The sequence below is a fragment of the Variovorax sp. P1_G12 genome (assembly GCF_056405555.1).
Genome location: NZ_JBFUBW010000007.1, coordinates 22,501 through 42,758, shown reverse-complemented (window position 1 = coordinate 42,758; position 20,258 = coordinate 22,501). Strand labels below are relative to the sequence as shown.

Genomic DNA, 20,258 nt, shown 5'->3' with positions numbered 1-20,258 from the left:
GGGCCTCCTAGAGCAAGTCGCTCGGAACGAACCACGAAAAAAGCAGCAGCTTGAGCCGCACCAGCACGTTGGCGTCAGGCTCCTCGTCGTACACCACGTTCTCGCCATCGGTGCTCACCCACTGGATCTGGTCGCTGCCGGGCTTCAGCCGCAGCTCGTAGGCGCTTTCGACATTGTCGACCTGGAAGGCATCGAGCAGGCGGTGCGCCACTTCGAAGCTCTCGAAACGCACGCCCAGCTCGGTGTTGATGTGGGCCGAGCGGGGGTCGAAATTCAGCGAGCCGATCAGGGACCATTCGCGGTCGATCAGCGCCAGCTTGGCGTGCAGCCGCCCGCGCGACTGGCGGAACACCTTGCGCAGGTTCAGGCTGCGCTTGATCTGCTCCGAGCTGACTTCGTAGAGCCGCACGCCCAGCCGGAGCATCTCGACCCGGTAGTCGTTGTAGTTGATGTTGACCAGCGGTTCGTCGGTGTCGGCCAGCGAATTGGTGGCGACGCTCATGCGGACGTCGCGGGCGCGCAGCCGGGCGATCTGCGCCATGCCCGCTTCGCCGGGCAGGAAGTAGGGCGACACGATGTCGACGTCGGAGCGGGCCTGGTCGAGCTGTACGCGCATGCGCTCGGCGACGGTGGGCGGCCGGCGTTCCCTGGCGGCGGCGTCGTCCTCCGGGCGCAGCGCCTTGTTCGGCGAGTCCGCCACCGCGTTGGCGCGCGCCGGGATCAGCTCGAGCCGGCCCCGGTCGATCAGGATGCCGAGCCGCGGATCGCCGAACATGTCGGTCGCAGGCGGAGCCGGGGGCAGCGGCGCGACTTTGCGCGAGGTCAGCCGCTCGAAGTTCGCCTGCAGTGCCGCGGGCGATTCGAGGGGCGGCACGATGGCCTCCAGCGGCCAGACCACCTCGCTGTTCCAGTAGTTGTCGAAGATGGTCTCGAGTTCGGTCACGACCGGGCCGGCCATCAGCATGTCGAGGTCGATGAAGTTGGGGCCGTCGCTGCGCAGGAAGTACTCGTCCGCCAGGTTGCGCCCGCCGGCGATCGCGAAGGCGCCGTCGGCGACGAAGAGCTTGTTGTGCATCCGGTGGTTGAGCCGGCGGAAGTCGGCCGCGAAGCTCATCCAGCGGGTGGCCGAATGGTCGCGGCCGGCCACGAAGGGGTTGAACAGCCGGATCTCCACGTTCGGGGTGGCGGCCAGGCCGAGCAGCAGCGGGTCCAGCTTGGTCGTGTAGAAGTCGTCCAGCAGGAGGCGCACGCGCACGCCGCGCCGGGCGGCGTCGCGCAATTCGCGCAGGATCAGCTTGCCGGTCTTGTCGTTGCCCAGCAGGTAGTACTGCAGGTCGAGCGAGGACTGCGCGCGCCGCATGAGTTCGAGCCGCGCGTCCAGCGCGAACGCGCCCTGCGCCAGCACACGCGCACCCGACAGGCCGTCGGGCCGGGCGCTGAAGGGGGCGGCGAGCCGGCCCAGTTCGGTGGCGGGCGAGGCCGGGAGGGCCGGGACGTACGGCGTCGCCGGAACGGGCGGCAGTCCGGCGCAGGCCGAGAGCAGGCAGGCGAGGACGAGAGCCAGGCAACGGAGCATGGGACGGGAGCGCGCGGAGCGACCGGAAGAAAAGGGCGCCGCCCGGATGAACGGCCAGCGGATCGTAGCCGGGTCTGCCGAGACAAGGTGGCTTCCCGTGCGCGCCTGCCGGTGCGTTTCGACGCTCCGGGGCCCGCTGCGCATCGGCGCGCCATAGGGTGTTGCCCTTCGCCAACGGCGCCGCCGCGATGACGCTGCAGAATCGCGGCGATGAAATTCTCCGCCGTTGCTTCCGCCTGCCTGTTGCTCGCCACTTCGTCTGCGGTCCGGGCCCAGGACACCGGGAGCACACCGACGCTGGGGGAGATCACGGTGTCCACGCCGGCCGGTCCGACGCCGCTCTTCGACGTCGCCGGTTCGGTCGACCGGGTGGAAGGCGCGGACATTCGCGACAGCCGGCTCGGCGTGAACCTGTCGGAGAGCCTGAGCGGCGTGCCCGGACTGCAGATCCAGAACCGGCAGAACTACGCGCAGGACCTGCAGATCTCGATTCGCGGCTTCGGCGCCCGCTCCACCTTCGGGGTGCGCGGGGTGCGCCTGTATGTCGACGGCATCCCGGCCACCCTGCCGGACGGCCAGGGCCAGACTTCCAACATCGACATCGGCTCGGTCGACCACGTCGAGGTGCTGCGAGGGCCCTTCTCGGCGCTCTACGGGAACTCTTCGGGGGGCGTGGTGCAATCCTTCACCGAGACTGGCGAGGGGCCGCCGAAGCTGGGCTTCGCGATGGCCGCGGCCAGCTTCGGCACCACGCGCACCGGTCTCAAGGCCAGCGGGTCTTCCGGTGCGGTCGACTATCTGCTGAGCGCCGGCCATTTCGAAACCGACGGGTATCGCGACCACAGCGCGGCCGAGCGCGGCATCGTCAACGGCAAGATGGGCTTCACGCTCGACGATGGCAGCCGGCTGACGCTGATCGCCAACAGCGTGCACCTGAATGCGCAGGACCCGCTCGGGCTCACGGCCGATCAGTACGCGCTGAACCGGCGCAGCGCAGCGATCGCGACGCAGTTCGACACCCGCAAGAGCGTCGACCAGACGCAGGCCGGGCTGCTGTACGAACGCCGCCTCGATCCCGACAACGCGCTGCGCATGCTGGTCTACGGCGGCGAGCGAAAGACCTCGCAGTACCAGGCCATCCCGCCTTCGGCGCAGCTGAGCCCGACCAGCGCCGGCGGCGTGATCGGACTGGCGCGGGATTTCGGCGGCGCCGACCTGCGCTGGATCTCGCAGATGCAACTGGCCGACCGGCCCTTCGAACTGGTGGCCGGGCTGGAGTACAACAAGCTGCGCGAGCACCGCACGGGCTACGAGAACTTCCTGGGTCCGGCCGCGAAGCCTCTGCTGCTGGGCGTGCAGGGGCGGCTGCGGCGCAACGAGACCAACGAGGTCTACAACCTCGACCCCTATGTGCAGGGCACCTGGCGCTTCGCGGACCAATGGACGCTCGAGGCCGGCGTGCGCCGCAGCACGGTCGATTTCGATTCGCAGGACCACTACATCGTGGGCGCGAACCGCGACGACAGCGGCAGCGCGCGCTACGCCGAGACGCTGCCGGTGGCGTCGCTGCGCTACCAGGCGACACGCGACCTCGCGCTCTATACCTCGGTGGGCCGCGGCTTCGAGACGCCGACCCTGAACGAGCTTTCGTACCGTCCCGACGGGTTGGGCGGGCTCAACTTCGCGCTGCAGCCGGCCGTCAACGACAGTGTCGAGGTCGGCGCCAAGGCGCGGCTGGCAGGCGGCCTGCTGACGGCAGCGCTGTTCAAGACCCGCACGAGCGACGAGATCGTGACTGCCACCAACGTCGGCGGCAGGGCCACCTTCCGGAACGCCGGCCGGACCACGCGCGACGGCTTCGAGCTCGCCTGGCAGCACGAGAGCGAGAACAACTGGCGCACGCAGCTGGCCTACACCTGGCTCGACGCGCGCTACAGCGACACCTTCTGCGCGACCGTGCCCTGCACGGCGGCCGGCATCGTCCCGGGAGGCAACCGGATCCCCGGCATCGCCCCGCAAACGCTGTTCGCCTCCTTCGGCTGGGTGCCGCCCCAGGGCTGGCGTGCCGGCACCGAATTGCGCGCGCTCGCCAGCATCGAGGCCAACGACCGCAACACGGTGAGCGTGCCGGGCTACGCGGTGGTCGCCCTGTTCGCCGGCTATCTCATGCAGTGGCAGCGCTGGGACCTGAATGCCTTCGCGCGCATCGACAACCTGTTCGACCGGCAATACATCGGCTCGGTGATCGTCAACGAAGGCAATGCCCGTTACTTCGAACCGGCACCGGGGCGCAACTGGACGATCGGCATGAGTGCGGCGTATCGTTTCTGATTCCCGGGCCGCAGGAGTGGCAAATGGAATTCAAGGATCGACGCGATGCGGGGCGCAAGCTCGCCGCAGCGCTGGCCGGCTGGCGCGGCCAGCCAGGCCTGCTGGTGCTGGGGCTGCCGCGCGGCGGCGTGCCGGTGGCGTGGGAGATCGCGCACGCCCTGGGCGCACCGTTGGACGTGCTGGTCGTGCGCAAGCTCGGCTACCCGGGCCAGGAGGAGTACGCCATGGGCGCGATCGCTTCCGGCGGCGTGCGCTTCATGGACGATTCGCCGCTTGCCTGGCCGGTATCCGAGGCGGAGGTCGAGGCCGTGGTCGCGCGCGAGCAGGCCGAGCTGGTGCGCCGCGAGCGGCTCTATCGGGGCGAGCGCCCGCCGCTCGCGCTGGGCGGGCGGGTGCTGCTGCTGGTCGACGATGGCCTGGCGACCGGCGCCACGATGCGCGCCGCCGTGATGGCGGCGCGCGCGGGCCGGCCGCAGCGCATCGTGGTCGCGGTGCCTGTGGCGTCGCGCGAGGCGGTCCAGAGTGTCGCCAGCGTGGCCGACGAGGTGGTGAGCGCTTTCACGCCCGAGCACTTCCGTGCGGTCGGGCTCTGGTACCAGGACTTCGGCCAGACCTCCGACGAGGAGGTCTGCCGGCTGCTGGCCGGAAGCTGAAAGCCTACGGCCTACAACCCCGCGGCTGCGCGCAGCTTCGAGGCGTTGGCCGTGCTCTCCCACGTGAACTCGGGCTCCTCGCGGCCGAAGTGGCCATAGGCTGCCGTCTTGGCGTAGATCGGGCGCAGCAGGTCGAGCATCTGGATGATGCCCTTCGGACGCAGGTCGAAATGCTCCTGGATCAGGGCGGCGATCTGCGCGTCGGGGATCACGCCCGTGCCTTCGGTGTAGACCGTGACGTTCATCGGCTTGGCGACGCCGATCGCATAGGCCACCTGGATCTGGCATTGGCGCGCGAGGCCCGCGGCGACGATGTTCTTGGCCACGTAGCGCGCGGCATAGGCGGCCGAGCGGTCGACCTTGCTCGGGTCCTTGCCCGAGAAGGCGCCGCCGCCGTGCGGGCAGGCGCCGCCGTAGGTGTCGACGATGATCTTGCGGCCGGTGAGCCCGCAGTCGCCCTGCGGGCCGCCGATGACGAAGCGGCCGGTCGGGTTGATCAGGTAGCGGGTGTCCTTGAGCCACTCCTTGGGCAGCACCGGCTTGATGATCTCCTCGATGATGGCTTCGTTGAACGAGGCCTTCATCTTGGTCGGCGTCTCGCTCTGGTCGGGATGGTGCTGGGTCGAGAGCACCACGGTGTCGATGCTGTGCGGCTTGCCGTCCACGTAGCGCATCGTGACCTGGCTCTTGGCGTCCGGGCGCAGGAAGGGCAGGCGGCCGTCCTTGCGCAGTTGCGCCTGGCGCTCGACCAGCCGGTGCGCGTAGTAGATCGGCGCCGGCATCAGCTCGGGCGTCTCGTCGCAGGCGTAGCCGAACATCAGGCCCTGGTCGCCGGCGCCGGTGTTCAGGTGGTCGTCGCTGGCGTGGTCGACGCCCTGCGCGATGTCGTTGGACTGCTTGTCGTAGCAGACCATCACGGCGCAGCCCTTGTAGTCGATGCCGTAGTCGGTGTTGTCGTACCCGATGCGCTTGATGGTGTCGCGCGCCACCTGGATGTAGTCGACGTGCGCGTTGGTCGTGATTTCGCCCGCCAGCACCACCAGGCCGGTATTGGTCAGGGTCTCGGCGGCCACGCGGGAGCGCGGGTCCTGCTCGAAGATCGCGTCGAGGATTGCGTCCGAGATCTGGTCGGCCACCTTGTCGGGATGGCCTTCGGAAACGGATTCGGAAGTGAAAAGAAAATCGTTCGCCATGTCGTGAAGCTCCGTAGCAGGTCAATTGGCGCGTTGCCAACCCGTTTGGGAGCCTTGGCGAACGCTTTAGCAGTGTTGTTTAACGTCGCTCTGCAAGTAGTTCCATAACTCAGCGACAATTCGCATTCTATTCGAGCCGCGCTGTAGCCTGCGCGCGCGTCCTTTCCATCCCCATGTTTCGATGATTGCCTTGTTCCGTTTGCTCGCCCGTGTTCCGCTGCCCGTCATGCATGCGATCGGTGGCTGGCTGGGCTGGCTGGTCTGGTGGTTCGCGCCGGATTACCGCCGCCGCTTCAAGGAAAACGCCGAGGCGGCGGGCTTCACGCCGGCGCAGTACCGCCCGGCGATCGCCGCTGCCGGCGCGATGGTCGGCGAGCTGCCGTGGGTCTGGGCCCGCCCGCGCGGTGAAAGCCTGCTGCCGCGTCTCGTGCGCTGGGACGGCATCGAGGCCTTCGAGGCCGCGCTGGCCGAGCGCAAGGGCGTGATCCTGGTCTCGCCGCACCTCGGCAGCTGGGAAACCTTCGGCCAGGCGGTGGGCGAGCGCTTCTTCGAGGCCTACGGCCCGATCACGGCGCTGTTCCGGCCGGCGCGCAAGAAGTTCATGGCCGACCTGATCGCCGGTTCGCGGGACCGCCCCGGCCTGCGGACGCTGCCGACCACGGTGGCCGGTGTGCGCGGCCTGATCCGCACGCTGCGCAGCGGCGGCTATACCGGACTGCTGCCGGACCAGGTGCCGCCGCTGGGGCAGGGCGTCTGGGCGCCCTTCCTCGGCCGGCCGGCCTACACGATGACCCTGTTGCCGCGCCTCGCGCAGCAGACCGGGGCCCGCGTCTTTCTCGGCGTCTGCGAGCGCCTGCCCCGCGGCGCCGGCTACGCGATCCGCTTCGTGCCTTTCGACGGCACCGCGATGAGCGACCCCAAGGCCACGCCCGAGGCCGCCGCCACCGCGATGAACGAGGGCATCGAGAAGCTGATCCGCAGCCTGCCCGGCCAGTACGTCTGGGATTACGCCCGCTACAAGCAGCCGCGCGCCGAGGCCGCGGCGGAGGCGGCGCCATGAGCCTGACATCCCGGCTCGGCATCCGCTTCATGCGCGCTTTGGCGCATGTGCCGTTCCCGCTGGTGCGCGGCTTCGGCGCCGTCCTCGGGCGCGTGCTGCACGTGCTCGCGGTGCCGCGGCGGCGCGTGGTCGACACCAACCTCGCGCTGTGCTTCCCCGACAAATCGCCGGCCGAGCGGCACCGCATGGCGCGCGAGACCTTCGTCTACGTGGCGCAGTCCTGGCTCGACCGCAGCTGGCTGTGGCACGCACCGGAAGCGGTGGTGACCCGGCGGCTCAAGGTGCACGGCGCGGCCGAAATGGTCGAGGAGATCGCCCATGGCCACGAGCCGATGATCCTGTTCGCGCCGCATTTCTACGGCCTGGATGCGGCGGCCACGGCGCTGACCATGCACACGGACCGCCCCTCGACCACCATCTACACCACCCAGCGCGATCCGATGGTGGATGAGTGGATCAGCGAGGGCCGCAAGCGCTTCGGCAACGTGATCACGCTGAACCGGGTCGACGGCATCAAGCCGATCGTCGCGGGACTGCGCAAGGGCGGCCTGCTGTACCTGCTGCCCGACATGGATTTCGGTCGCGACCAGACCGTGTTCGTGCCCTTCTACGGTGTGCAGGCGGCCACCGTGCCCTCGCTTTCGCGCTTCGCGCGGCTGGGCCGGGCCAAGGTGGTGCCCGTGATCTCGAAGCTCACCCGCGACGGCTACGAGATCGAGGTGCTGCCGGCCTGGAAGGATTTTCCGAGCGACGACGCGGTGGCCGACACCGCCCTGATGAACCAGCGCCTGCAGGGCTACATCGACACCATGCCGTCGCAGTACTACTGGGTGCATCGCCGGTTCAAGACCCGCCCCGAGGGCGAAGAACCGGTGTACTAGGCTCGCCCCCAGGTTGCCCGGCACTTCGTGTCCGGGCGCCCACCCCCTGCCGGGGGCAACACCAGCGGCCTGGCAAAGCCAGATCCGCGGTGTTTCACCAACGGGCCTGGCTGCGCCGGCCGTGCAGAGTCAGCGGGTGCGATGGAGGAACGATTCGATTTCCGATGCGACGAACGCCGGCTGCTCATGCACCACCCAGTGCGTGGCGCCCGGCACCCGGGTGATGTCGAGCTTCGGCACATAGTCCTCCAGGCCTTCCAGCAGCCCGGGCAGCAGCGCCTTGTCGTCGAGCGCCCACAGCACCAGCGTGGGCGCCGCGACGGTCAGCTTGTCGCGGGGCAGTTCCGGCATCGCGGGCGCCGGCTGCCCCGGCATGGCCGGCTTCAGCGGCGTGACGCGATAGAGATTGCAGGCACCCGTGAGGCCGGCGTTCCAGACCTCGCGGTACTGGTCCTTGACCTTGTCGGTGAGCCAGCCGAAGCCGTCGGGCCCGGCCTGCATCCCCAGGAAGAAGGGCCACATGCGGCGGTAGTCGTCGGCCGCCAGCAACGCCTCGGCATCCGGCCGGGCGAGAAAGTTCATGTAGGCGCTGGCCGCCTGCTGCGCAGGGCTGTGCTGCAGTTCGCGCGCGAAGGTCCCCGGGTGCGGCGAATTGATGATCACCAGCCGGCCCAGCCTGTCGCCGTGCCGGTTGCCGAAGCTCCAGCCGAAGGCGCCGCCCCAGTCGTGCGCCACCAGCGTCTCGATGCGCCCGGCCGGGTTCTCGCTGGCCGCCAGTTCGGCGACGTCCTGCACCAGCAGGTGGGCGCGGTAGGCCGAGACCTCGGCGGGCGCGCTGGATTTCTCGAAGCCGCGCAGGTTCGGCGCCACACAGCGGAAGCCGCCGTGTTCGGGCGCGGCGAAGTGTTCGAGCAATTCGTCCCAGATGAATGCGGCTTCGGGAAAGCCGTGCAGGAACACCATCAACGGGCGCCCGGCGGCGCCGGCCGCGCGGCAGCTCAGGGTGGTGCCGTTCGGCAGCGTACGGGCGAAAGTCTCGATCACAGGCGGTCTCCTTCGTGTCTCCAGGCGGCGAGGAGGCGCCTGCGCAGTGCTCAGGGCTGCTCGTCGATGGGTGTTTGCTCGGGGGGTGCGGGCTGCCCGCCCTCGGGATGCGCCCAGCGCCACAGCAGCTCGGCCGCCTCGTCCACGCCTTGCTGCTTCAGCGCCGAGAACAGTTTGACCTCGCCGCCGCCAGCCTGCAGTCGCGCAATCGACAGTGCGCGGGCGCCGTCCGAACGCGTGAGCTTGTCCGACTTGGTCAGGAGCACCAGGAACTTGAGCCCTTCCTCGACCCTCGGCCGAATCACTTCGAGCAGGATGTCGTCGAGCTCGGTGAGGCCGTGGCGCGGGTCGCACATCAACACCACGCCGCGCAGGTTCTCGCGCGTCATCAGGTAGTTGCCCATCACCCGCTGCCAGCGCAGCTTGGCTTCTTTCGGCACGGCCGCGTAGCCATAGCCCGGGAGGTCGGCCAGCACCGCGTCGTCGACCTTCTGCTTGCCGACGCCGAACAGGTTGATGTGCTGCGTGCGGCCGGGCGTCTTCGACGCGAAGGCCAGCCGATGCTGCTGCGTGAGCGTGTTGATGGCCGTCGACTTGCCGGCATTCGACCGGCCGACGAAGGCGATTTCCGGCAGCTCGAAGGGCGGCAGATGTTCGAGTTGCGGCGCACTCGTGAGGAAGTGGGCGGTGTGCAGCCAGCCGCGCGCCACGCGGGCGCGTTCGGCGGCTTCGGGGTCGGCGGCGGTCGCCGTGCGGGAGTAGCTGACGGCGGGCTTCCGCGGCGGGGTGGTCATCGATAAGCTTTCGTAACGGGGCGCCATTGTAGAATCGCCGGGTTTTGCGCCATAAATCCAAGCCCCCGATATGAAGTTGTTTGCCCATTTTCTGCTTGCAGCCCTGTTGGGCATCGCCGCCAGTGCCAGCTTCGCCGCTGACGAGCACGCCTCAAAGCCGGCTGCCGAGGCGCCTGCGAAGGCTCCGAAGCCCGACCCCGCCAAGGGCGACACGGTCTTCAATGCCACGCCGGCCAACAGCCAGAGCTGCGCCTCGTGCCACAACGCGGACGGCAACTCGGCGATCGCGGCGAACCCCAAGCTGGCGCAGCAGCACCCCGAGTACATCCTCAAGCAGCTGCAGGACTTCAAGTCCGGCAAGCGCAAGAGCGCGATCATGAAGCCGATGGCGGCAGCGCTTTCGGACGAGGACATGCGCAACATCGCCTGGTTCGTGGGCTCGAAGAAGATCAAGCCCGGCTTCGCCAAGGACAAGGACACGGTGGCCCTGGGTGAGCGCATCTTCCGTGGCGGCGCCGCCGACCGCCAGATTCCCGCCTGCGCCGGCTGCCACAGCCCGAACGGCGCCGGCATCCCCGCGCAGTACCCGCGCCTGGGCGGCCAGCACGCCGACTACACGGTGCAGCAGCTCAACATGTTCCGCGAAGGCGGTCGCCTGAATTCGCCCGTGATGACTGGGGTTGCCGCCAAGCTCAGCAACAAGGAAATCGCAGCGGTGGCAGACTACATCGCCGGCCTGCGTTGAACCCCGCTTCCGACTTCTGAACCAACCGCCGACAACAAACTCCTAACAAGGCGGGCCGATCCAGCAGGACGGCCCGCCTTTTTTGCTTTTCACGCTCGCCTCCATGTCTGTCTCCACCCACGGCCTTCGAGTCCGTCGCGGACCCCAAGTGGTCCGCGCGGCCGTGGAGCTGTTCTCGTCGATGCGCTTCGCGATCGCGCTGCTGACCATCATCTGCATCGCATCGATCATCGGCACCGTGCTCAAGCAGCACGAACCCTTCGGCAACTACGTCAACCAGTTCGGACCCTTCTGGGCCGAGGTGTTCCACGCCGCGAAGCTCGACGCGATCTACAGCGCCTGGTGGTTCCTGCTGATCCTCCTGTTCCTGGTGATCAGCACCTCGCTGTGCATCGCGCGCAACACGCCGCATATCTTCAGGGACCTGAAGACCTACAAGGAGAACATCCGGGCGCAGAGCCTGAAAGCCTTCGGCCAGCGGGCCCAGGCCGTGCTCGCCGAAACGCCCGACACGGCGGCCAACCGCATCGGCCAGCTGCTCGCGAGCGGCGGCTGGAAGGTCAAGCTGCAGCACCGCGAGGGCGATGGCTGGATGGTTGCCGCCCGTGCGGGTGGTGCCCACAAGCTCGGCTACATCGCGGCCCACAGCGCGATCGTGCTGGTGTGCATCGGCGGGCTGCTCGACGGCGACCTGGTGGTGCGGGCTCAGACCTGGTTCAACGGCAAGAGCGTCTACACCGGCGGCGGCCTGATCGCCGATGTGGCGCCCGAGCATCGCCTGTCGCCGCGCAACCCGACCTTCCGCGGCAACATCCTGGTGCCCGAGGGCGCGCAGTCGAGCGTCGCCATCCTGAACCAGTCCGACGGCGTGCTGCTGCAGGACCTGCCCTTCTCGATCGAACTCAAGAAGTTCATCGTCGAGTATTACTCGACCGGCATGCCCAAGCTGTTCGCGAGCGAGGTCGTGCTGCACGACCGCGCGACCGGCGAGCAGTTCCCCAAGCGCATCGAGGTCAATCACCCCGCCAGCTACAAGGGCGTCGAGATCTACCAGTCGAGCTTCGACGACGGCGGCTCCAGCGTGAAGCTGAAGGCGGTGCCGATGGCCGCGGCGGCCAAGCCCTTCGAGATCGACGGCACCATCGGCGGCAGCAGCGAGATCACCAACGGCAGCGACCGGCTCACCCTGGAGCTGGTGGCGCTGCGGGTCATCAATGTCGAGAACTTCGCCGACGGCAACGGCGGCGCCATGACCAGCGGGGCCGATGTCCGCAAGGTCGACCTGCGGCACGACCTCGAGTCGCGCCTGGGCGCCGCCAACAAGACCAACAAGCCCAAGGTGCTGCGCAACATCGGGCCCAGCATCGGCTACAAGCTGCGCGATGCCTCGGGGCAGGCGCGCGAGTTCCAGAACTACATGGTGCCGGTCGACACCGGCGACGGCCAGCCGGTGTTCCTGCTTGGCGTGCGCGAGCGGCCCGAGGATCCGTTCCGCTACCTGCGCGTGCCGGCCGACGAGCAGGGCTCGATGGACGGTTTCGTGCGCATGCGCGCCGCCCTGGCCGACGCCGACGTGCGCGCCCGCGCCCTCGACCGCTACATCGCGCGCGCCGCCGATCCGAAGCGGCCCGAGCTCGCGGCCCAGCTGCGCGGGTCCGCCGCGCGTGCCCTGGCCCTGTTCGCGGGCACCGAGCGGGCCAAGGCCGATGCGGTGAGCGCCGGCGGCTGGCAGGCGGTGGCCGAGTTCATGGAGGCCAACGTGCCCGAGGCCGAGCGCGAGCGCGCCGCCGCGGTGCTGGTGCGGATCCTCAACGACGTGCTGTTCGAGGTGCTCAACGTGAGCCGCGAGAAGGCCGGCCTGGCCGCGATGCCGCCGGACGAGAAATCGCAGCTCTATCTCACGCAGGCGGTGCTGGCGATCAGCGATGCGCATTTCTATCCGGCCCCGGTCGCGATGATGATGAGCGACTTCAAGCAGGTGCAGGCCAGCGTGTTCCAGGTCGCCCGTGCGCCCGGCAAGAACATCGTCTATCTGGGCTGCCTGTTGCTGATCGTGGGCATTTTTGCGATGCTGTACGTGCGCGAGCGCAGGCTGTGGGTGTGGCTCGCGAAAGACGGCGACGACCCCCGCGGCACGGCGGCGACCCTGGCCTTCTCGGTCAACCGCAAGACCATCGACAGCGATCGCGAATTCGAGCACTTGAAGCACAAGCTGCTCGCCATCAGGAAAGACACCGCGTCATGACCACCACCACGCTCACGCTCAACGACAGCTGGCTCTCGCGCCGCAATCCTTTCGACTGGTTGTTCGCGCTGCTGACGGTGGCCGGCGCCATGTTCGCGTTCTCGCGCTACCACGGTGCGATGGACTACTACGAGAAGACGATCCTGGTGGCGACCGTGCCGGCCGCGATCTGGCTCGGCTGGTTCTGGCGGCCGCTGCGGGTGCTCGCGATCGTGGTCGCCGCGGCCGCGCTGCTGGCCATCGTCTCCTACCAGGGCGACCTGGCACGCGCCGACAGCGTCTTCTGGCTCAAGTACTTCCTGTCGAGCCAGTCGGCCATCCTCTGGATGAGCGTGCTGTTCTTCATGAGCACGCTGTTCTACTGGATCGGCTTCTTCGGCGGCAAGCAGGGCGATGCCATGGATCTGATCGGCTCGCGCCTGGCCTGGGCCGCGGTCACGATGGCGCTGATCGGCACCATGGTGCGCTGGTACGAGAGCCACCAGCTCGGCCCGGACATCGGCCACATCCCCGTCAGCAACCTGTACGAGGTGTTCGTCCTCTTCTGCTGGCTCACGGCCGCCTTCTACCTGTATTTCGAATGGCGCTATCGCACGCGCGCGCTGGGCGCCTTCGTGATGCTGGTGGTCAGTGCCGCGGTGGGCTTCCTGCTCTGGTACACGCTGGTGCGTGACGCCCACGAGATCCAGCCGCTGGTGCCGGCGCTCCAGAGCTGGTGGATGAAGCTGCACGTGCCGGCCAACTTCATCGGCTACGGCACCTTCTCGCTGGCGGCCATGGTCGCTTTCGCCTACCTGATCAAGGAGCAGGCCGACGAGACCCGCTGGTACAAGCTGACGCCGATCTGGCTGCTGGGCGTGGCCCTGTGCTTCGTGCCGGTGGCCTTCCGCCAGCGGGTGCAGGAGGCCGGCGGCAGCTACTGGGTCGGCTACGCCGCGATCTCGGCGCTGATCGCGGCGGGCATCCTGATGGGCCGCAAGCGCATCGCGGCGCGGCTGCCCGCCAACGAGGTGCTGGACGACGTGATGTACAAGTCGATCACGGTCGGCTTCGCCTTCTTCACCATCGCGACCGTGTTGGGCGCGCTCTGGGCGGCCGATGCCTGGGGCGGCTACTGGAGCTGGGACCCGAAGGAAACCTGGGCCCTGATCGTCTGGCTCAATTATGCGGCCTGGCTGCACATGCGGCTGGTGAAGGGCCTGCGCGGCACCGTGGCGGCCTGGTGGGCGTTGGCCGGACTGGCCGTGACCACCTTCGCGTTCCTGGGCGTCAACATGTTCCTGAGCGGGCTGCACAGCTACGGCACCCTGTAGGCGCACGCCGGTCTTTCGCTCGTGAAATGATCCGCGGGCGCCCTGGGCGCGTAACCGGATCGGCGGCGGCAACGAACTCACCCTGACACACGTTTCAGGCGAAAGGCACTCCATCATGTTGATTCACTCCCGCGACGACGGCTTCATCCACCCGCGTTCGAGCGAGATCACCCCCCGCGCCGCCTACGAAGGCCGGCGCGACATGCTGCGCTGGCTGGCCGGCGGCGCCGCCGGTGCCGCCATGGCCTCCTGGGCCGCGCGCGACGCCCTGGCGCAGGCGACGGCTCCGGGCAAGCTGGCCGCCTTGCCGGGCGCGAAATCGGCGGTGCCCGGGGCCCAGACCATGGAAAAGCTGACCGACTACAAGGACGCCACCAGCTACAACAACTTCTACGAGTTCGGCACCGACAAGGGCGACCCGGTGAAGAACGCCGGCAGCCTCAAGACCCGGCCCTGGACGGTCGAGGTCGAGGGCCTGGTCAAGAAGCCCGGCAAGTACGGCATCGAGGACCTGATCAAGCTCAGCGCCCAGGAAGAGCGCATCTACCGCCTGCGCTGCGTCGAAGGCTGGTCGATGGTGATCCCCTGGGTCGGCTATTCGCTGTCCGAACTCATCAGGAAGGTCGAGCCGCAGGGCAATGCCAGGTACGTCGAGTTCCTGACGCTGGCGGACCCCAAGACGATGCCCTTCGTCGGCTCGCGCGTGCTCGACTGGCCGTATGCGGAAGGACTGCGCATGGATGAGGCGATGCACCCGCTCACGCTCCTGACCTTCGGCATGTACGGCGAGGTCCTGCCGAACCAGAACGGCGCGCCGGTGCGCATCGTCGTGCCCTGGAAGTACGGCTTCAAGAGCGCCAAGTCGATCGTCAAGATCCGCTTCGTCGAGAAGGAGCCCGGCACCGCCTGGAACAAGGCGGCGGCGCAGGAGTACGGCTTCTATTCCAACGTCAACCCGAACGTCGACCATCCGCGCTGGAGCCAGGCGACCGAGCGCCGCATCGGCGACGGCAGCGGGCTGTTCGCCAAGCGCAGCAAGACCCAGATGTTCAACGGCTACGAGGCGCAGGTCGGCCAGCTGTACGCCGGCATGGACCTCAAGAAGAATTATTGAGACCTTGCGGGACAGACCAAGAAACTGCGCAGCAGTTGTTGCTCTGTCCTCAACCGATCAGAAACACCCATGAACAAGCTGCTGATGCACCCGGGCGCCAAGCCGCTGGTGTTCGTGCTGTGCCTGCTGCCCTTCGCCTGGCTGTTCTACGGCGCGCTCACCGATGGGCTCGGCGCCAATCCGGCCGAGTACCTGATCCGCTCGGCCGGCGACTGGACCTTGCGCTTCATCTGCATCGTGCTGGCGGTCACACCGCTGCGGGTCATCGGCAAGGTCAATGCGCTGGCGCGCTTTCGCCGCATGCTGGGGCTGTTCGCCTATTTCTATGTGGTGGTGCACCTGCTGAGCTACGCCTGGTTCGACATGGGCTTCGAGTTCGCCGACATCGCCAAGGACATCGCCAAGCGGCCGTTCATCCTGGTCGGTTTCTCGGCTTTCGTGCTGCTCACGCCGCTGGCCGCCACGTCGTTCAACCGCGCCATCAAGGCGCTGGGCGCGAAGCGCTGGCAGGCGCTGCACAAGCTGGTCTATGGGATCGCCGGCCTGGGCCTGCTGCACTTCTTCTGGATGCGTGCGGGCAAGAACAACTTCGCCGAAGTGTTCGTGTATGCCGCGATCGTCGGGCTGCTGCTCGGCTGGCGCGCATGGAACTTCGCGCGCAACAGGAATAAGCAGGCGCGGCCGATGGCTTCGGCGCGCACCCAGCTCAGCAAGTGATCCGGCGGCGCCTGCCGCTCAGGCGCCCGGTTGCTCGCTGCGCAGTTGGTCCTCGATCGTCTCGCGGCGGCGGATCAGCGTCGCCTGGGTGCCGCTGACCAGCACTTCCGCGGCTCGTCCGCGGGTGTTGTAGTTGCTCGCCATCGCCATGCAGTAGGCGCCCGCGGAGAGCACGGCGAGCCGATCGCCGGGTGCCACTTGAAGCACGCGATCGCGGCCGATCCAGTCGCCGCTTTCGCAGACCGGGCCGACCACGTCGTAGGTGGTGGCCTCGGCCTGGCGCTCGGCCAGCGGAACGATCTGGTGGAAGGCCTGGTACATGGCCGGCCGCGGCAGGTCGTTCATGGCCGCATCGACGATGCAGAAGTTCTTTTCCTCGCCGGGCTTGAGGTAGAGCACCTCGGTCACGCAGACACCCGCGTTGCCGACCAGCGAGCGTCCCGGCTCGACGATCAGCCGGCGCCGACCGAAGCCGCGCGCATCGAGGCGCGCGAGCAGTTGCTGCCAGAGCGCATCGGCGGCCGGCGGGGTATCGCCGTTGTAGTCGATGCCCAGGCCGCCGCCGAAGTCGAGGTGGTGCAGCGGGATGCCGGCCGCCTCGATCGCCTCGACCAGGTCGAGCACGCGCTCGAGTGCCTCGAGGTAGGGCGAGGCATCGGTGATCTGGGAGCCGATGTGGCAGTCGATGCCGACCACCTGCAGGCCCTGCAAGGAAGCCGCGTGCCGGTAGATCGCGACCGCGCGGTCGTGCGCCACGCCGAACTTGTTGCCCTTGAGGCCGGTCGAGATGTACGGATGCGTCTTCGGGTCGACGTTGGGATTGATGCGGATGCTGACCGCCGCGCGGCGGCCTTCCTCGAGCGCGACGGCGTTGAGCACGTCGAGCTCGGCTTCGCTCTCGACGTTGAAGCAGCCGATGCCGGCCGCCAGCGCCTGGCGCATCTCGGCGCGGGTCTTGCCCACGCCCGAGAAGATCACCTTGGCCGGATCGGCGCCGGCCGCGAGCACGCGCGCCAGTTCGCCGCCCGAGACGATGTCGAAGCCGCAGCCGGCCTCGGCGAAGACGCGCAGCACGCCGAGCGAGGAATTGGCCTTGATGGCATAGCAGACCAGGGCGTCGCGGCCCTCGAAACCGCGCTGGTAGGCGGCCAGCGCGTCCAGCATCCATTGCTTCGAGTAGACGAAGAGGGGGGTGCCGTAGGCCTGCGCGAGTTCGGACAGCGGCTGGCCCTCGATCTGCAGCACGCCGTCCTTGTGCGCGATGTGGGGGTGGCCGGGAAGCCTTGCGACCGTGTGGTTCACTTCGTGCCTCCGGCGGGCGCGCTGCTGGCTGCCGCTGGCGGCGGGACGGCGGGGGAGTCGGTGGCCGCGGAGGCGGGCGGGGTGGGCAGCAGCAAGCCGGGCAGCGTGGCGCGGTCCTTGGCGACCGGATCGGTGGGCAGATACAGCCCGCCCTTTTGACCGCAGGCCGTCAGGCCGACCCCAACGAGCGCGAGGCCAACGGCGCTCACTAGAATTTGGCGAACATTCAACATGGCGAAATTGTAATGACCGACCCCGAGTACATGGACCGCGCAGAAGCTGCGCTGGCAGCGATCGAGCGCGGCTGCGACCGCATCAACGACGCGACCGACGCCGATATCGACAACCAGCGCGTCGGGGGGATGATCACCATCACGTTCCGCAACGAAAGCCAGTTGATCATCAACCTGCAAAAGCCGCTGCAGGAAATATGGCTCGCGGCCCGCTCCGGCGGCTACCACTACCGGCACGACGGCCAGTCCTGGGTCGACACCAAGACCGGCGAGGAATTCTTCGGCAACCTGTCGCGCGAAGCCACGCGGCAGGCCGGCCAGCCGCTCGAATTCCCGCCAGCTTAAGCCCCGGCCGGCGTAGCCCGGCCTGTTGGTGAAACACCGCGGAACCGGCTTTGCCGGGCCGCCGGTGTTGCCCCCGGCAGGGGGTGGGCGGGCTACACGCAGTGAGCCCAACCTGGGGGCGAGCAACAGTGCCACCGCGGAACCGGCTTTGCCGGGCCGCTGGTGTTGCCCCCGGCAGGGGGTGGGAGCCCGACACGCAGTGCGGGCGACCTGGGGGCGAGCCTAGTTCCTGAAGAGGTCCAGGATCCGACTGCGTTCCTCGACCGGCGCCGGCGCGCTGATCGGTGGCGCCGCAATGGCCTCCGCCGGCTGCGTCGGCCCGCCGTCCACGCCCAGGGCCGCGACGCCGCGTCCCGGCGCATAGTCGTCGTAGTACCACTCGCCGCCGACATTCACCACGCCCGAAGGCGCAGGCACTTCGGCCACCGGAACGCCCTTGATCGCGGTCTCCATGAAGTTGATCCAGATCGGCAGGCTCAGGCCGCCGCCGGTCTCGCGGTCGCCGAGCTTGCGCGGCGTGTCGTAGCCCATCCAGGCCACCGCCGCCATGGTCGGCTGGAAGCCCGCGAACCAGGCGTCGAGCGAATCGTTGGTGGTGCCGGTCTTGCCGTAGATGTCGGTGCGCTTGAGCGTGGCTTGCGCCTTGGCCGCGGTGCCGCCGCTGGCCACCGATTGCAGCAGGCTGGCCATCAGGAAGGCATTGCGCTGCGGCACCGCGCGCAAGGTCTCGTTGAGCAGGGGCGGCTGCTTGTCGACCAGCACCTTGTCCTTGTGGTCGGTCACCCGCGTCACGAGGTACGGATTGACGCGGTAGCCGCCGTTGGCGAACACCGAATACGCGGTCGCCATCTGCATCGGCGTGACCGAGCCGGCGCCCAGCGCCATCGGCAGGTAGGCCGGGTGTTTTTCGCGCTCGAAGCCGAAGTTGGTGACCCAGTCCTGTGCGTAGCGCGTGCCGATCGATTGCAGGATGCGGATCGACACCATGTTCTTGGACTTCATCAGCGCGCGGCGCATCGGCATCGGCCCTTCGAAATTGCCGTCGTAGTTCTTCGGCTCCCAGGGCTGGCCGCCGGTGGTGCCGGCGTCGAAGAAAAGCGGCCCATCGTTGATCACGGTGCTGGGCGTGAAGCCCTTCTCGAGCGCGGCCGAATAGATGAAGGGCTTGAAGCTCGAGCCCGGCTGGCGCCAGGCCTGCGTGACGTGGTTGAACTTGTTCTTGTCGAAATCGAAGCCGCCGACCATGGCCTTGATCGCGCCGTCGCGCGGGTCCATCGCGACGAAGGCGCCTTCCACTTCGGGCAGCTGGGTGATTTCCCAGGCCCCCTTGGGCGTCTTGACGACCCGGATCACCGCGCCGCGGCGGATCCTGATGTTCGGCGGCGCCTTGTCCGAGAGGCCGGACTGCGCCGGCTTCAGGCCTTCGCCGGTGATCATCACGCTGTCGCCGTTGCCGCGCACCGCCTCGATCTCCTTGGGACCGGCCTTCAGCACCACCGCCGACATCACGTCGCCGTTGTCGGGATGCTCGCCCAGCGCGTCGTCGACCGCCTCGTCCAGCTCCTTGGGGGAGGCCGGCAGGTCGACGAACTTCTCGGGGCCGCGGTAGATCTGGCGGCGCTCGTAGTCCATGATGCCTTTGCGCAGCGCCCGGTAGGCCGCCGCCTGGTCGGCCGCGACCAGCGTGGTGTAGACCTTGAGGCCGCGCGTGTAGGTGCTGTCGCCATACTGCGCGTACATCAGCTGGCGCACGGTTTCGGCCACGTATTCGGCGTGCAGGCGCGTCGGATCGGCGGCGTCGCGCAGCTGCAGTTCTTCCTTGCGGGCTTCGGCGGCCTGCTCGGCGGTGATGAAGCCGGCCTCCTGCATGCGGTCGATCACGTACTGCTGGCGCCCGCGCGCGCGGGCCGGATTGTTGACCGGGTTGTTGGCGCCCGGCGCCTTCGGCAGGCCGGCCAGCATCGCCGCCTGGGCGATCGTGATGTCCTGCAGGGGCTTGCCGAAGTAGGCCTCGGAGGCCGCCGCGAATCCGTAGGCCCGGTTGCCCAGGTAGATCTGGTTCAGGTAGATCTCGAAGATCTGGTCCTTCGTCAGCAGGTGCTCCAGCTTGAAGGTCAGGAGCACTTCATAGATCTTGCGGGTCAGCGTCTTTTCCGAGCTCAGGTAGACGTTGCGCGCCACCTGCATCGTGATGGTCGAGGCACCCTGGCTCTTGGCGCGGTTCATGTTCGCGATGCCCGCGCGCAGCATGCCCTTGTAGTCGACGCCGCCATGGTCGTAGAAGCGGGCATCCTCGGCCGCCAGCACGGCATCCTTCACCACCTTCGGAATGGTCGCGATGGGCGTCAGGTTGCGACGCTCCTCGCCGAACTCGCCGATCAGGATCCCTTCGGCCGAAAACACCCGCAGCGGCAGCTTGGGCCGATAGTCCGCGAGCTCGGAAATGTCCGGCAGGTTCGGGTAGGCGACCGCGAGTGCCACGGCGATCACGCAGAGCAGGGCGAGCCCACCGGCCGCGACGATCCCGAGGCTCCACAAGATGAACCGGAGCAACCATGTCAGCCAGGCCGGGCGTTTGGGAGCGTGAGCCTTGGCAGGCCCTTTGGGTCGAGAGGTTTCGGGCATTGAGGCTGTCAGAGTCTGCGCGCATTATAAAAACGCCCCGCTTCAGGACGGAGCGTCGGTAGCAGTTAGGACCCAAGTACTCCTATT

17 protein-coding genes are annotated in these 20,258 nt (G+C 68.2%); 10 read left to right on the top strand and 7 right to left on the bottom strand.

The features are described from left to right. Window positions 1-7: 7 nt before the first annotated feature. Complete coding sequence (locus tag AC1D2O_RS09870) at window positions 8-1,576, bottom strand: phospholipase D family protein (protein WP_478088324.1); 1,569 nt, start codon at window positions 1,574-1,576, stop codon at window positions 8-10. Between the two features lie 210 nt (window positions 1,577-1,786). Here AC1D2O_RS09870 and AC1D2O_RS09865 point away from each other — a divergent pair, with 210 nt between their 5' ends. After that, on the top strand, window positions 1,787-3,907 hold the full coding sequence (locus AC1D2O_RS09865; protein ID WP_478088322.1) for a TonB-dependent receptor domain-containing protein: 2,121 nt from the start codon (window positions 1,787-1,789) through the stop codon (window positions 3,905-3,907). 23 nt (window positions 3,908-3,930) lie between these two features. Then, window positions 3,931-4,560 (top strand): phosphoribosyltransferase, encoded by a 630-nt coding sequence (locus AC1D2O_RS09860; protein WP_478156849.1) that lies wholly within the window; start codon window positions 3,931-3,933, stop codon window positions 4,558-4,560. Between the two features lie 11 nt (window positions 4,561-4,571). Here the strand turns inward: AC1D2O_RS09860 and metK are convergent, their stop codons facing one another. Beyond that, window positions 4,572-5,753, bottom strand: coding sequence for a methionine adenosyltransferase (gene metK / locus AC1D2O_RS09855; protein WP_478088318.1), 1,182 nt, complete (start codon window positions 5,751-5,753; stop codon window positions 4,572-4,574). A gap of 181 nt (window positions 5,754-5,934) precedes the next feature. Here metK and AC1D2O_RS09850 point away from each other — a divergent pair, with 181 nt between their 5' ends. Together AC1D2O_RS09850 and AC1D2O_RS09845 are read left to right on the top strand one after the other, a co-directional pair. Beyond that, the gene (locus AC1D2O_RS09850; RefSeq protein WP_478088316.1) at window positions 5,935-6,813 is read left to right on the top strand and encodes a lysophospholipid acyltransferase family protein; all 879 of its coding nucleotides are present in this window, start codon (window positions 5,935-5,937) and stop codon (window positions 6,811-6,813) included. Next, on the top strand, window positions 6,810-7,694 hold the full coding sequence (locus AC1D2O_RS09845) for a lysophospholipid acyltransferase family protein (RefSeq protein ID WP_478088314.1): 885 nt from the start codon (window positions 6,810-6,812) through the stop codon (window positions 7,692-7,694). The genes AC1D2O_RS09850 and AC1D2O_RS09845 overlap by 4 nt, the downstream gene beginning before the upstream one ends. 129 nt (window positions 7,695-7,823) lie before the next feature. On the opposite strand, the gene AC1D2O_RS09840 is transcribed toward AC1D2O_RS09845, so the two are convergent. Both AC1D2O_RS09840 and yihA read right to left on the bottom strand, forming a co-directional pair. Then, on the bottom strand, window positions 7,824-8,738 hold the full coding sequence (locus tag AC1D2O_RS09840; protein ID WP_478088312.1) for an alpha/beta fold hydrolase: 915 nt from the start codon (window positions 8,736-8,738) through the stop codon (window positions 7,824-7,826). Window positions 8,739-8,788: 50 nt separating this feature from the next. Continuing rightward, complete coding sequence (yihA, locus tag AC1D2O_RS09835) at window positions 8,789-9,532, bottom strand: ribosome biogenesis GTP-binding protein YihA/YsxC (protein WP_478088310.1); 744 nt, start codon at window positions 9,530-9,532, stop codon at window positions 8,789-8,791. Between the two features lie 70 nt (window positions 9,533-9,602). Here yihA and AC1D2O_RS09830 point away from each other — a divergent pair, with 70 nt between their 5' ends. The 5 genes from AC1D2O_RS09830 (at window position 9,603) to AC1D2O_RS09810 (ending at window position 15,666) form a co-directional block, all read left to right on the top strand. Then, window positions 9,603-10,277 (top strand): c-type cytochrome, encoded by a 675-nt coding sequence (locus AC1D2O_RS09830; protein WP_478088308.1) that lies wholly within the window; start codon window positions 9,603-9,605, stop codon window positions 10,275-10,277. A gap of 103 nt (window positions 10,278-10,380) precedes the next feature. Further along, window positions 10,381-12,522 carry a cytochrome c biogenesis protein ResB gene (locus AC1D2O_RS09825; RefSeq protein ID WP_478088306.1) on the top strand — a complete coding sequence of 714 codons (2,142 nt, stop codon included), beginning with the start codon at window positions 10,381-10,383 and terminating at the stop codon, window positions 12,520-12,522. Next, entirely contained in the window at window positions 12,519-13,835 is a 1,317-nt protein-coding gene (gene ccsB / locus AC1D2O_RS09820; protein ID WP_478088304.1) for a c-type cytochrome biogenesis protein CcsB, read from the top strand. Before AC1D2O_RS09825 ends, ccsB begins: the two co-directional genes overlap by 4 nt. A gap of 115 nt (window positions 13,836-13,950) precedes the next feature. Continuing rightward, window positions 13,951-14,949, top strand: coding sequence for a protein-methionine-sulfoxide reductase catalytic subunit MsrP (gene msrP, locus AC1D2O_RS09815; protein ID WP_478156847.1), 999 nt, complete (start codon window positions 13,951-13,953; stop codon window positions 14,947-14,949). Window positions 14,950-15,018: 69 nt separating this feature from the next. Next, window positions 15,019-15,666, top strand: coding sequence for a protein-methionine-sulfoxide reductase heme-binding subunit MsrQ (locus AC1D2O_RS09810; RefSeq protein ID WP_478156845.1), 648 nt, complete (start codon window positions 15,019-15,021; stop codon window positions 15,664-15,666). Window positions 15,667-15,684: 18 nt separating this feature from the next. Here the strand turns inward: AC1D2O_RS09810 and lysA are convergent, their stop codons facing one another. Further along, a complete protein-coding gene (lysA, locus tag AC1D2O_RS09805; RefSeq protein WP_478156843.1) occupies window positions 15,685-16,968 on the bottom strand; it encodes a diaminopimelate decarboxylase in 1,284 nt (427 codons plus the stop codon). Beyond that, complete coding sequence (gene lptM, locus AC1D2O_RS09800) at window positions 16,965-17,201, bottom strand: LPS translocon maturation chaperone LptM (protein ID WP_478156841.1); 237 nt, start codon at window positions 17,199-17,201, stop codon at window positions 16,965-16,967. The genes lysA and lptM overlap by 4 nt, the downstream gene beginning before the upstream one ends. 12 nt (window positions 17,202-17,213) lie before the next feature. On the opposite strand from lptM, the gene cyaY reads away from it, so the two are divergent. Next, a complete protein-coding gene (gene cyaY, locus AC1D2O_RS09795) occupies window positions 17,214-17,546 on the top strand; it encodes an iron donor protein CyaY (protein ID WP_478089213.1) in 333 nt (110 codons plus the stop codon). 222 nt (window positions 17,547-17,768) lie between these two features. Here cyaY and AC1D2O_RS09790 read toward each other — a convergent pair whose 3' ends face one another. Beyond that, window positions 17,769-20,171: a penicillin-binding protein 1A gene (locus AC1D2O_RS09790; RefSeq protein WP_478089212.1), complete on the bottom strand. Its 2,403-nt coding sequence runs from the start codon at window positions 20,169-20,171 to the stop codon at window positions 17,769-17,771. Between the last annotated feature and the right edge of the window lie 87 nt (window positions 20,172-20,258).

What these genes read in the sequence shown, in the direction of transcription:
- metK (WP_478088318.1), bottom strand. Translation starts at nt 5,753, where the DNA reads ATGGCGAACGATTTTCTTTTCACTTCCGAATCCGTTTCCGAAGGCCAT.
- ccsB (WP_478088304.1), top strand. Translation starts at nt 12,519, where the DNA reads ATGACCACCACCACGCTCACGCTCAACGACAGCTGGCTCTCGCGCCGC.
- AC1D2O_RS09825 (WP_478088306.1), top strand. Translation starts at nt 10,381, where the DNA reads ATGTCTGTCTCCACCCACGGCCTTCGAGTCCGTCGCGGACCCCAAGTG.
- msrP (WP_478156847.1), top strand. Translation starts at nt 13,951, where the DNA reads ATGTTGATTCACTCCCGCGACGACGGCTTCATCCACCCGCGTTCGAGC.
- lptM (WP_478156841.1), bottom strand. Translation starts at nt 17,201, where the DNA reads ATGTTGAATGTTCGCCAAATTCTAGTGAGCGCCGTTGGCCTCGCGCTC.
- AC1D2O_RS09845 (WP_478088314.1), top strand. Translation starts at nt 6,810, where the DNA reads ATGAGCCTGACATCCCGGCTCGGCATCCGCTTCATGCGCGCTTTGGCG.
- AC1D2O_RS09830 (WP_478088308.1), top strand. Translation starts at nt 9,603, where the DNA reads ATGAAGTTGTTTGCCCATTTTCTGCTTGCAGCCCTGTTGGGCATCGCC.
- AC1D2O_RS09810 (WP_478156845.1), top strand. Translation starts at nt 15,019, where the DNA reads ATGAACAAGCTGCTGATGCACCCGGGCGCCAAGCCGCTGGTGTTCGTG.
- AC1D2O_RS09850 (WP_478088316.1), top strand. Translation starts at nt 5,935, where the DNA reads ATGATTGCCTTGTTCCGTTTGCTCGCCCGTGTTCCGCTGCCCGTCATG.
- AC1D2O_RS09790 (WP_478089212.1), bottom strand. Translation starts at nt 20,171, where the DNA reads ATGCCCGAAACCTCTCGACCCAAAGGGCCTGCCAAGGCTCACGCTCCC.
- AC1D2O_RS09865 (WP_478088322.1), top strand. Translation starts at nt 1,787, where the DNA reads ATGAAATTCTCCGCCGTTGCTTCCGCCTGCCTGTTGCTCGCCACTTCG.
- yihA (WP_478088310.1), bottom strand. Translation starts at nt 9,532, where the DNA reads ATGACCACCCCGCCGCGGAAGCCCGCCGTCAGCTACTCCCGCACGGCG.
- AC1D2O_RS09860 (WP_478156849.1), top strand. Translation starts at nt 3,931, where the DNA reads ATGGAATTCAAGGATCGACGCGATGCGGGGCGCAAGCTCGCCGCAGCG.
- AC1D2O_RS09870 (WP_478088324.1), bottom strand. Translation starts at nt 1,576, where the DNA reads ATGCTCCGTTGCCTGGCTCTCGTCCTCGCCTGCCTGCTCTCGGCCTGC.
- cyaY (WP_478089213.1), top strand. Translation starts at nt 17,214, where the DNA reads ATGACCGACCCCGAGTACATGGACCGCGCAGAAGCTGCGCTGGCAGCG.